At 69.3% G+C, this 11,873-nt stretch carries 10 protein-coding genes; 8 read left to right on the top strand and 2 right to left on the bottom strand.

Annotation, left to right across the window (positions count from 1 at the left end; genetic code table 11):
- Positions 1-47 precede the first annotated feature (47 nt).
- Complete coding sequence (locus ABZ904_RS04475) at positions 48-1,070, bottom strand: NADP-dependent oxidoreductase (RefSeq protein ID WP_361821084.1); 1,023 nt, start codon at positions 1,068-1,070, stop codon at positions 48-50.
- 101 nt (positions 1,071-1,171) lie between these two features.
- Between ABZ904_RS04475 and ABZ904_RS04470 the strand changes: the two genes are divergently transcribed.
- Complete coding sequence (locus ABZ904_RS04470; RefSeq protein WP_359399292.1) at positions 1,172-1,606, top strand: MarR family transcriptional regulator; 435 nt, start codon at positions 1,172-1,174, stop codon at positions 1,604-1,606.
- A 125-nt stretch (positions 1,607-1,731) separates the two neighbouring features.
- On the opposite strand, the gene ABZ904_RS04465 is transcribed toward ABZ904_RS04470, so the two are convergent.
- Positions 1,732-2,487 (bottom strand): hypothetical protein, encoded by a 756-nt coding sequence (locus ABZ904_RS04465; protein WP_361821081.1) that lies wholly within the window; start codon positions 2,485-2,487, stop codon positions 1,732-1,734.
- Positions 2,488-2,757: 270 nt separating this feature from the next.
- On the opposite strand from ABZ904_RS04465, the gene ABZ904_RS04460 reads away from it, so the two are divergent.
- From ABZ904_RS04460 to ABZ904_RS04430, 7 genes are all read left to right on the top strand, one after another.
- A complete protein-coding gene (locus ABZ904_RS04460) occupies positions 2,758-3,915 on the top strand; it encodes a mandelate racemase/muconate lactonizing enzyme family protein (protein ID WP_359399288.1) in 1,158 nt (385 codons plus the stop codon).
- Complete coding sequence (locus ABZ904_RS04455; RefSeq protein WP_359399286.1) at positions 3,912-4,916, top strand: alcohol dehydrogenase catalytic domain-containing protein; 1,005 nt, start codon at positions 3,912-3,914, stop codon at positions 4,914-4,916. Before ABZ904_RS04460 ends, ABZ904_RS04455 begins: the two co-directional genes overlap by 4 nt.
- A gap of 121 nt (positions 4,917-5,037) precedes the next feature.
- Positions 5,038-6,033 (top strand): hypothetical protein, encoded by a 996-nt coding sequence (locus ABZ904_RS04450; protein WP_361821076.1) that lies wholly within the window; start codon positions 5,038-5,040, stop codon positions 6,031-6,033.
- 6 nt (positions 6,034-6,039) lie between these two features.
- On the top strand, positions 6,040-7,146 hold the full coding sequence (gene chvE, locus ABZ904_RS04445; RefSeq protein WP_360996693.1) for a multiple monosaccharide ABC transporter substrate-binding protein: 1,107 nt from the start codon (positions 6,040-6,042) through the stop codon (positions 7,144-7,146).
- 44 nt (positions 7,147-7,190) lie between these two features.
- A complete protein-coding gene (gene mmsA / locus ABZ904_RS04440; protein ID WP_359399280.1) occupies positions 7,191-8,741 on the top strand; it encodes a multiple monosaccharide ABC transporter ATP-binding protein in 1,551 nt (516 codons plus the stop codon).
- The gene (mmsB, locus tag ABZ904_RS04435) at positions 8,738-9,982 is read left to right on the top strand and encodes a multiple monosaccharide ABC transporter permease (protein ID WP_361821073.1); all 1,245 of its coding nucleotides are present in this window, start codon (positions 8,738-8,740) and stop codon (positions 9,980-9,982) included. Before mmsA ends, mmsB begins: the two co-directional genes overlap by 4 nt.
- A 244-nt stretch (positions 9,983-10,226) precedes the next feature.
- Positions 10,227-11,873 carry a histidinol-phosphate transaminase gene (locus ABZ904_RS04430; protein ID WP_361821070.1) on the top strand — a complete coding sequence of 549 codons (1,647 nt, stop codon included), beginning with the start codon at positions 10,227-10,229 and terminating at the stop codon, positions 11,871-11,873.

Here is an 11,873-nt window from a genome sequence, read left to right as displayed (position 1 = left end):
GCGTGCCCGCGGCGAGACCGGCCGCCGCGGGCAACTGCGGGCTGCTGTCAGAGCTTGACGATCATCTTTCCGATGTTGTCGCCGCGCAGCACGCCGAAGAACGCCTCCAGGTTGTTCTCGATGCCCTCGACCACGGTCTCGCGGTACTTGAGGTCGCCGGAGCGAACCCAGGGACCGACCTCCTGGACGAACTGCGGCTGCAGGTCGTAGTGGTCGCCGACGAGGAAGCCCTCGATACGGCCACGGGTCTGGATGAGGCGGACGAGGTTCTTCGGACCGGGCGCGGGCTCGGTGTCGTTGTAGACGGAGATCATGCCGCAGACGGCGATCCGGCCGCCCCGGTTGAGGGACCCGATGGCGGCCTCCAGGTGCTCTCCGCCGACGTTGTCGAAGTACACGTCCACGCCGTCCGGAGCGGCCTCGCGCAGCTGCCGGCTCACCGGACCGTTCTTGTAGTTGAAGGCGGCGTCGAAGCCGTACTCCTCCAGCAGGAGCTTGACCTTCTCGTCGGAGCCCGCGGAACCGATGACCCGGGAGGCGCCCTTGAGCTTGGCGATCTGGCCCACCTGGCTGCCGACCGCACCGGCGGCACCCGACACGAAGACGGAGTCGCCCTCCTTGAAGGAGGCGGTGCGCAGCAGACCGGCGTAGGCGGTCAGGCCGGTCATGCCCAGCACGCCGAGGTAGGTGGAGAGCGGAGCGGCCTCGGGGTCGACCTTGACGGCCTGCTTGCCGTCCATCACCGCGTACTCGCGCCAGGCCAGGAAGTGCAGGAGGTGGTCGCCGGCCTCGATCCCCTCGACGTTGGAGGCGATGACCTCGCCGACCGCGCCGCCCTGCATCGGCCGGCCCAGCTCGTAGGGGGCCGCGTACGACTTGGCGGCGCTCATGCGGCCGCGCATGTAGGGGTCGACGGAGACGTACTTGTTCCGTACGAGCACCTGGCCCTCGCCCGGCTGCGGGATCTCCGCCTCGACCAGGGCGAAGTCCTCGGGCTTGGGCCAGCCGACCGGGCGGCTGACCAGGTGCCATTCGCGGCTGACGGAGGGGAGGGTGGGGGAATCGGTCATGGCGCCTTTCCTCACGGCTGCGGCTCTAAGTATTTCAGTACCTGAAACAACCATGCGCCTGAATATTTCACGCTGTCAAGTAACGGGGTAGCCTGGATGCCATGGCCACCCAGAAGACATCCCGCATAGACCCCCTGACCCTGGAGGTCGTGGAGCTCATCGGCACGGTCGTGGCCCGCTACCACGAGGAGTACGAGGAGGCCGCTGCCGAGCACGCACTGACCGGGGCGCAGGCGCGACTGCTCGGCCTGCTCTCGCTCGAACCGCTGCCGATGCGGCGGCTGGCGCAGAAGCTGAAGTGCGAGCCGTCCAACGTCACCGGGATCGTGGACCGGCTGGAGGCGCGGGGTCTGGTGGAGCGCCACCCGGACCCGGCCGACCGCCGTGTGAAGATCGCGGTGGCCACGGAGGAGGGCCGCCGGGTCGCGCGCGGCCTGCGCGACTCCCTCGACTTCGCCCGCGAGCCGCTGGCGGGACTGTCCGACGCCGAACGGCTGTCCCTGCGGGACCTGCTCCGCCGGATGCTGGGGGCGTAGGGCACCGCGCGGTCACCCGCCGCGGCCGCCCGGCGCGCAGGCTCAGGCGCCCCCGGAAGCCGGGCGCCGGGGACAACCCTGCGGCCCGGAAGCCGAGCGGCGCATCCGTTCGACCCGCGGACCGCTCAGGTGCACCACCACAGGAAACGGTTGCAGGTTTTCGTCGGCGACGGTCGCGGAGTCGGGCTGGCCGAAGGCGGCTTCGTCGCCGGAGCGCTGCTCGGCGTGGACGACGGCGCCGGCTGGGGGGCCTGGACCGTGCGGGTCGGGAGGACCGTCGCGGTCGGCGACGGTGTCTCCTTGTCGGCCTTCTTCTTGTCGTCCTTCTTGCCCTTGGCGGACTCCGACGGAGACGCGGAGGTCGATGCGGAGATCGAGGTCGCACCGCCGCCATCGGGCATCGCGGTGCTCTCCTTCACGGAGGCGCCGCCGTCCGCCGTCGCGTCCCCGGCGGCCGCGGTCTTCGGAGTGGTCCCGGGCGCCTCTATGCCGAGTTCGGCCAAACTCAGGGCACCCGCCGCCAGCAGCAGCCCGGCGCCCACGAACAGCACCCGTCTGCGCCGCCGGCGATGGGCCGCGGCCTTGCGGTCGCGACGCCCGGCCCGTCCCTCGGGAGCGCCGTCACCGTCGCCCGAGGCGACGCGCCCCTTCGACCGCCGCCGGCCCTGCGACCGCCCGGGCCGCGCGGGTTCGTCCTCGTACGGCACCTCGGGTTCCTCGGAACCGTCCGTGCCGTCGTATCCCTCGTAACCGTCGCCGTCGGGGTGTTTGCCCTCCTCCTCCGCGGCGGCGTACGCGTGCAGTTCTTCGACAGGTGTGCCGCACCCCGGGCAGGCGAGGGCGCCATTGAGGTGCCTTCGGCACGGGTGGCAATAGTCCATGACGCGGGAAGACTAAATTCCGCACGGGTAACGTTCCTAGGGGCAGCTGTGAAAGTTGTGTGCTGAACCACCCTGAACGGTGTGGCGAGTTGAACACGGAGTGCTACGGCGTTCCCGGGATCGCTTGCCGAAACCGTTATGCGTACACCCCATTGACACCCCCGCCACCCCCTCCTTACTGTCACGCCAGCATTTCGAACGCGTGACGAAATTTCGAACACGCCAGTCTGAGCCGACGAAACACCGTCCGAGCAGCGAGGGGCAACTGCCGTGCGCATCACCGGAATCAGCACACACGTGGTCGGGACGCCATGGCGCAACCTGACCTACGTCCAGGTGCACACCGACGAGGGCGTCACCGGAGTCGGAGAGACCCGGATGCTCGGCCACACGGACGCGCTGATCGGCTATCTGCGCGAGGCGGAGGCCAACCACATTCTCGGTTCCGACCCGTTCGCGGTGGAAGAGCTGGTCCGCCGGATGAAGTACGGCGACTACGGCCGGGCGGGCGAGATCGTGATGTCGGGCATCGCGGTCGTCGAGATGGCCTGCTGGGACATCAAGGGCAAGGCACTCGGCGTCCCCGTCTGGCAGCTCCTCGGCGGAAAGGTCACCGACCGGGTCAAGGCCTACGCCAACGGGTGGTACACGACGGAACGGACACCCGAGGCGTACCACAAGGCCGCCCAGGAGGTCGTCGCCCGCGGCTACCGGGCCCTGAAGATAGACCCGTTCGGCACCGGCCACTTCGAGCTCGACCACGAGCAGACCCTCTACTCCGTCTCCCTCATCGAGGCCGTCCGCGACGCCATCGGCCCGGAGACCGAGCTGATGCTGGAGATGCACGGCCGCTTCTCCCCGGCCACGGCCGTCCGGCTCGCCCACGAGCTCGCGCCGTTCAAGCCGGCCTGGCTGGAGGAGCCGGTGCCTCCCGAGAACCTCAAGGCGCTGGAGAAGGTCGCCGCGAAGGTCGACATCCCGGTCGCCACCGGCGAACGCATCCACGACCGCATCGAGTTCCGCGAGCTGTTCGAGAACCAGGCCGCCGACATCCTCCAGCCGGACGTCGGCCACATCGGCGGCATCTGGGAGACCCGGAAGCTGGCCGCCACGGCCGAGACCCACTACATGCTGGTGGCCCCGCACAACGTGGGTGGCTCCGTGCTCACCGCCGCCTCCCTCCAGGTCGGCTTCACCTCCCCGAACTTCAAGATCCTCGAGCACTTCAACGACTTCGCGGACGCGGACATCAAGAAGGTGGTCAAGGGCGCGCCCGAGGTCGTCGACGGCTACTTCCACCTCTCCGACGCCCCCGGGCTCGGTGTGGAGCTGGACACCGACGCGGCGGCCGAGTTCCCGCAGCAGCAGGCCCGGTTCGACCTGTGGGCCGAGGGCTGGGAGCAGCGCAAGCCGAAGGGGACGCAGTGAGCACCGAGGTCGTCGTCGAGGCGCCGGGCGTGCACCGTCTGGCCCGCCACGAACCGGTGGCGCCGGGCCCCGGAGAGGCGCTCGTACGGGTGCACGCCGTCGGCATCTGCGGCAGCGACCGCGAGGTCTTCCAGGGCAACCGGCCCGAGGGCTACGTCCGTTATCCCCTCGTGCCCGGTCACGAGTGGTCCGGCACCGTCGAAGCGGTCGGCGCCGGAGTGCCCGAGGCACTCGTCGGCCGCGCAACCGTCGGGGAGGGCTTCCGCAACTGCCAGGTGTGCGACCGCTGTCACGCGGGCGAGACGACCCTGTGCACATCGGGGTACGAGGAGACGGGCTTCACCCAGCCGGGCGCGATGGCCGCCACCCTCACACTCCCGGCCCGTCTGCTGCACGTCCTCCCCGAGGACGCCGACCTGACGGCGGCGGCCCTGCTGGAGCCCGCCGCCTGTATCGCGGCCGCCGCGCTGAAGGCGAACGCCCGGCCCGGCGAGCGCGTCGCCGTGGTGGGCACCGGCACGCTCGGCATGTTCGCCGTGCAGTTCCTCAAGGCCCTCTCCCCGGCCGAGCTGCTGGTGGTCGGCACCCGCGACGACCGCGAGGCACTGTCCCGGCAGTTCGGCGCCACTGACTTCCGCACCCGGGACCAGCACCTTCCGGCCGGCTTCGACGTCGTCATCGAGACCGCCGGGTCCGCTTCCGCCGCGCGCACCGCAGCGGCCCTGCCCAGGCGCGGCGGACGCCTCGTCCTCACCGGCATCCCGGCACCCGGCGCCGAGGGCCTCGACCCCACCGATCTCGTCGTACGGCAACTGGAGGTGCACACCGTGTTCGGGGCGCCGCCGGACGCCTGGGCGCACACGGTCCGGGTCTTCGGCGCCGGGCTGCTCGATCCGCTGCCCCTGATCACACACGAACTGCCGCTCGACGGGTTCCCGCAGGCCATGGAACTGGTGGGGTCCGGCGATCCGAAGGTCGGCAAGGTCCTGCTGCGTCCCTGACACTCCCGGACCGTACGCCGGCACGGAATCACCCGACGAGTTCCGTGCCGGCGTACCACCCGGCCTCTCCACGCCCCACGACACGAACGTTGTCCGAAATACCGAACATGAAGGACGCCTTGTGACCGACTCCGCTACGGCAGCCCGCAGGCCCGGTGAGCAGGTGCTCGCCGCGCTCGGCCTGGGCGCTCCCGTCCCTTCCCCCGCCGACGCCTCTCCGCACGCCTTCCCCGGAGGTGGCCGCTGGCGCACCGAGATCCCCTCGTGCGAGGGACCCGAGGCGCTGGCCGTGGTCCTCAAGGAGTCCTCCCGGCTCGACGTGCCCATCCACCGCATCAGCCAGGGCAGCGGGGTGTGGATGCTGACCGACGCCGAGATCACCGAGATGGTCGAGGCGACCGGTGAGCGCGACATCGAGCTGTGCCTGTTCACGGGGCCGCGCGGGACCTGGGACATCGGCGGCTCCGTACGCACCGACTCGCGCGGGGCCGGGCTGCGCGCCCGCGGCCACGACGCCGTCGCCGGCTGTGTCGAGGACGCCGTCCGGGCCGCGGAACTGGGCGTCAAGTGCCTGCTCGTCGCCGACGAGGGGGTGCTGTGGACGCTGCACCGGGCGCGCACGGCGGGGATCATCCCGGCCGACACCACCCTCAAGGTGTCCGCGCTCATCGGGCCGGTCAACCCGGCGTCGTACTCCGTCTTCGAGCACCTCGGTGCCGACTCCGTCAACGTGCCGAGCGACCTGACGCTCGATCACCTCACCGAGATCCGGCGGGTCTCCGCCGCCCCCATGGACATGTACATCGAGGCCCCCGACGACCTCGGCGGCTATGTGCGGATGTACGAGGTCGCCGAGCTCATCCGGCGCGGCGCACCGCTGTATCTGAAGTTCGGTCTGTCCAAGGCCCCCGGGATCTACCCGTACGGCACCCATCTGCGGGACCTGACCCTGGACACCGCCCGGGAGCGGGTGCGGCGCGGCCGGCTCGCTCTCGACCTGCTCGCCCGGCACGGCGCGGACGGCGACATGGCGCCGCTCGGCTCCCGGCTGCCCGGCCCGCTGCACCGGTTTCCCACTGATGTCACCCCACTCAACGACGAGAAGAACGAGGACTGATCAGCCATGCGCACTCGTAGAGCCGCTCTCGCCGCGACAGCCGCAGCCGCCTCCCTCGCCCTGACCCTGTCCGCCTGCGGCCAGAACAGCGAGGGCGGCAGCAAGGAGGACAAGGGGAGCGCCAAGGGCGGCACGATCGGCATCGCGATGCCGACGAAGTCCTCCGAGCGCTGGATCTCCGACGGCAACAACGTCGTCAAGAACCTCCAGGCCAAGGGCTACAAGACCAAGCTCGTCTACGGCGAGGACGACCCGGACACCCAGGTCTCGCAGATCGAGAACCTGATCACCCAGGGCGTCAAGGGCCTGATCATCGCGGCCATCGACAACAAGTCGCTGAACAACGTGCTCCAGGAGGCCGCCGACGCCCACATCCCGGTCATCGCCTACGACCGGCTGATCCTCGGTACCAAGAACGTCGACTACTACGCCTCCTTCGACAACACGAAGGTCGGCGAACTGCAGGCGGGCTACATCGTCGACAAGCTCGGCCTGAAGGACGGCAAGGGCCCCTTCAACATCGAGCTGTTCGCCGGCTCCAACGACGACAACAACACCAAGTACTTCTTCAACGGCGCGATGAGCGTCCTGAAGCCGTACATGGACAGCAAGAAGCTGGTCGTCCGCTCCGGCCAGACCGCGCTCAACAAGGTCACCACCCTGCGCTGGGACGGCGCCACCGCGCAGAAGCGCATGGACGACATCCTCACCTCCTCGTACAAGAGCCAGAAGGTCGACGCCGTCCTGTCGCCGTACGACGGCATCTCCATCGGCGTGCTGTCCTCGCTGAAGTCGGACGGCTACGGCAGCAAGAGCAAGCCGCTCCCGGTCGTCACCGGCCAGGACGCCGAGCTGGCCTCGGTGAAGTCGATCATCGCCGGTGAGCAGACGCAGACCGTCTACAAGGACACCCGCAAGCTCGCCGAGGTCGCCTCGACGATGGTCGACGACGTGCTGGCCGGCAAGAAGCCCGAGGTCAACGACTCCAAGACCTACGACAACGGCGCGAAGGTCGTCCCGTCGTACCTGCTGCAGCCGGTGAGCGTCGACAAGACCAACTACGAGGAGACCCTGGTCAAGGGCGGCTACTACACCGACGCCGAGCTCAAGTGACCCCGCGGCCGTACCCGACCCCACACTGATTGGAAGGCACGACCATGGCGGGACCCGTCCTGGAAATGCGCTCGATCGTCAAGACCTTTCCCGGCGTCAAGGCGCTGTCGGACGTCACCCTGACCGTCCGTCAGGGCGAGGTCCACGCCATCTGCGGGGAGAACGGCGCCGGGAAGTCCACCTTGATGAAGGTGCTCTCCGGCGTCCATCCGCACGGCACCTACGAAGGCGAGATCCTCTTCGAGGAGGAGATCTGCCGCTTCAGGGACATCCGGGCGAGCGAGCAGCACGGCATCGTCATCATCCATCAGGAGCTGGCGCTGGTGCCGTTCCTGTCCATCGCCGAGAACATCTTCCTCGGCAACGAGCACGCCACGCGCGGCTTCATCAACTGGAACGACACCCTCAAGCACGCCACGGAACTGCTGCGCCGCGTCGGTCTCGACGAGCACCCGGAGACCCGGGTCGCCGACATCGGCGTGGGCAAGCAGCAGCTGGTGGAGATCGCGAAGGCGCTGTCGAAGTCGGTGAAGCTGCTCATCCTCGATGAGCCGACGGCGGCCCTGAACGACGAGGACAGCGGCAAACTCCTCGATCTCATCCTGGAGTTGAAGAACCAGGGCATCACCTCGATCATCATCTCCCACAAGCTGAACGAGATCCGCCGGGTCGCCGACTCGGTGACCATCCTGCGCGACGGACGCACCATCGAGACACTCGATGTGAAGGCGCCGGAAACGACCGAGGAGCGGATCATCGCCGGCATGGTGGGCCGCGACCTCGACCACCGCTTCCCCGAGCGCACTCCGCACGAGGCCGAGGAGGACGCGGCCCCGGCGCTGGAGATCCGCAACTGGACGGTGTTCCACCCGATCGACCAGCAGCGCAAGGTCGTCGACGATGTGTCGATCCAGGTGCGGCGCGGAGAGATCGTCGGCATCGCGGGACTGATGGGCGCCGGGCGCACCGAACTGGCGATGAACGTCTTCGGGCGCGCCTACGGCCGCCACGCGAGCGGCACGGTGCTCAAGGACGGCCGGGAGATCCGTACGAAGACCGTCGCCGAGGCGGTCGGACACGGTATCGCGTACGTCACCGAGGACCGCAAGCACTACGGACTGAACCTCATCGACACGATCAACCGGAACATCTCGCTGACCGCGCTGAAGAAGGTGGCGAAGCGGGGCGTGGTCGACGAGCACGAGGAACGGCAGGTCGCCGAGGGCTACCGGAAGTCCATGAACATCAAGGCGCCGACCGTCTTCGAGCCGGTGGGCAAGCTGTCCGGAGGCAACCAGCAGAAGGTCGTCCTCAGCAAGTGGATCTTCTCGGGGCCCGATGTGCTGATCCTGGACGAGCCCACGCGCGGTATCGACGTGGGTGCCAAGTTCGAGATCTACACGGTCATCGACCGGCTGGCCGCCCAGGGCAAGGCGGTCGTCTTCATCTCCTCCGAGCTGCCGGAGCTGCTCGGTATGTGCGACCGCATCTACACGATGGCCGCCGGAAGGCTGACCGGTGAGGTGCCGCGGGCCGAGGCCACGCAGGAAGTGCTGATGCGCCATATGACGAAGGACAAAGAGGTGACGCGATGAGCGCCGATGTGACCGCGAAGACCCCGGCCCCCGCGCCGCCGGGCAGAAGCGGATCGGCCGGCGACGAGGGTCTGCTCCAGCTGATGCTGAACGGTCTGCGCCGCAACATGCGGCAGTACGGCATGCTGATCGCGCTCGGCCTGATCGTCGTCCTCTTCGAGATCTGGACCGGCGGGGACCTGCTGCTGCCGCGCAACGTCTCCAACCTGGTGCTGCAGAACAGCTACATCCTGATCCTCGCGATCGGCATGATGCTGGTGATCATCGCGGGGCACATCGACCTCTCGGTCGGTTCGCTGACGGCGTTCGTCGGCTCGTTCGCCGCCGTGCTGACGGTCAGCCATCATGTGGCGTGGCCCCTCGCCCTGGTGCTGTGTCTGCTGGTGGGCGCGGTGGCGGGCTCGGTCCAGGGGTTCCTGATCGCGTATCTCGGCATACCGTCGTTCATCGTCACCCTCGCCGGGATGCTGCTGTTCCGCGGTCTGACGGAGATCCTGCTCAAGGGGCAGACCCTCGGCCCGTTCCCGGACGGGCTGCAGAAGATCGGCAACGGCTTCCTGCCCGAGGTCGGCCCGAACACCAACTACCACAACCTCACACTGCTCCTCGGCCTCGTGCTGATCGCGGCCGTGGTACGGCAGGAGGTGCGGGACCGGCGGCGGCAGCAGGAGTTCGCCCTCAACGTGCTGCCCGGGCGGCTGTTCGCGCTGAAGCTCGTCGCACTGGTCGCCGCGGTGTTCGTCCTGACACTGCTGCTCGCCAGCTACAAGGGTGCACCGATCGTGCTGATCATCCTCGGCGCCCTCGTGGCCGGCTACGGCTATGTGATGCGCAACGCCGTCTTCGGCCGCCACATCTACGCGATCGGCGGCAACCTGCCGGCGGCGAAGCTGTCCGGCGTCAAGGACAAGCGGGTCACCTTCCAGGTGTTCCTGAACATGGGCGTGCTCGCGGCCCTGGCCGGTCTGGTGGTCGCGGCCCGCCTGAACGCGGCCTCACCGAAGGCGGGTGTGAACTTCGAACTCGAGGCGATCGCCTCGTCGTTCATCGGCGGCGCGTCCATGAGCGGCGGTGTGGGCACCGTCCTCGGCGCGATCATCGGCGGTCTTGTCCTCGGCGTGCTGAACAACGGCATGAACCTCCTCAGCGTCGGCACCGACTGGCAGCAGGTCATCAAGGGCCTGGCCCTGCTGGTGGCGGTCGGCTTCGACGTGTGGAACAAACGCAAGTCCGGTTCGTGAGCCGGCAAGGCCCCCACCGGCGGTGGGGGCCTTGCGCTTCCTCGTGCGACCCGTCCCCGACTCGCCGGGCGCGTGACGTGCCACCAGCGGGAACGGTTCCCGAAGGCACATCTCTTTCACATCAGTTGAACACCGCCTCCCGCGCATCCGTATGAAAGGGCGGCCCGTGCTCCCCCCTGCACGGGCCACCTGAAAGTCGACGGGCCCGGTCGTCCCCACCGGGCCCGCCTCATACGGAGGTTCCATGGCCGACAACGTCACCTCGCTCTTCCGCAGCACCGCAGCGCACAGCCCCTCGATGGCCGCGCTGACGCGGGAGGGTGGCGACGGTACCGGCCCGGTGGACTTCTGCATCCCGTGCAACCCGTACTTCCCCACGTCCGCCATGTTCGACGAGATGGCGACGCGGCTGCGCGAGATCGTCACCTACTACCCGAGCAGCGCCGACACGATCACGGCCGAGCTGTGCAGCCTGCTCCAGCTGCCGCCGCAGTGCGTGGCGATGGGCAACGGCTCGACCGAGCTGATCACCTGGACCGACCACCTGCTGGTCCGCGAGTCCCTCGCCGTCCCCGTCCCCACCTTCGGCCGCTGGACCGACCAGCCGATGGAGACCGGCAAGCGCGTCGACATGTTCCCGCTCCAGGAGTCCAGCGGGTTCGCCCTGGACCTGGCGCAGTACGCCGAGTTCATCCGCAGACGCGGCACCCGCGTCGCCGTCGTCTGCAACCCGAACAACCCCGACGGCGGGTTCGTGCACCGTCAGGCGCTCGTGCAGTTCATGGACGCGATGGCGGATCTGGACCTCGTGGTGATCGACGAGTCGTTCCTGGAGTTCGCCGACGCCGAGAACGAACCGAGCGTCGTCCAGGACGCCGTGATGCGCCCGAACATCATCGTGCTGCGCAGCCTCGGCAAGAACTTCGGCCTGCACGGCATACGGTTCGGCTATCTGGTCGCCAACCCCTCGCTCGCGGGCAAGGTCCGCTCGATGCTGCCGAAGTGGAATCTCAACTCCTTCGCCGAGCACGTGGTGTTCATGCTGAAGGAGCACGCCTCCGAGTACCTGGAGAGCCTGCACCAGGTCCGCCGGGACCGCCTGGACATGTCGCGCCAGCTCTCCCAGCTCCCCGGCCTGACGGTCTACCCGTCGCAGGGCAACTTCCTCTTCGTGCGCCTCCCCGTCGGCGCCGAGGGCACCGTGGTCAGGGACCGGCTGCTGACCGAGCACCGGATCCTGGTCCGCGAGTGCGGCAACAAGATCGGTTCATCCAGCCGCTTCCTGCGGCTCGTGGTGCGCCCCGAGGTGGACGTGCGTCGCCTGGTGTCCGCCATGGAGCAGGTGCTCTACGGGACCAGGAGGGGAGCCGCCGTGCCCGAGCTGAGCACAGGGACCAGCTACAGCTCGGGCACGGCGGCGGTGGACCGGCTCGTCAGCCAGACGAACGGGGCCGGTGTCATGGGACTCGCCTCCCAGGCCGCGTCGATGCCGCTGGCCCCGGGCTCGGCCCCGGCGCCCGCCCCGGCCCCCATGCCCACGCCGGCTCCGCTGCCGACGCCGGCCGCCCCCGTCCCCATGCCGGCACCCGTGCCCATGCCTGCTCCCATGCCGGCGCCCACGCCGATGCCGGTACCGATGCCCGCCCCGGCAGCCGCCGTCCCCATGGCCCCCGCGATGCCGCCGGGGGTCGCTCCGGCCCCCGCGACCGGCTTGCAGCCCGTTCCGCAGACCGGTCTGCCCGGGCTGGCGGCGGCCGCGCAGAACCGGCGCGGCATGCCCGCCGCGGGCGGCCTCACGGCCGCCCAGGTCCGCGGCCGCACCCAGCCGGAGCCGGTCCCCGAGCCGACCGGCTGGCCGGCGGCGGGTGCGATGTACAACCAGGTCGGCTGA

The organism is Streptomyces sp. NPDC046900 (genome assembly GCF_040644975.1).
Taxonomy (GTDB): domain Bacteria; phylum Actinomycetota; class Actinomycetes; order Streptomycetales; family Streptomycetaceae; genus Streptomyces.
Note: the sequence above shows the minus strand (reverse complement) of the source record. Positions and strands in the feature narration are given on the sequence as shown.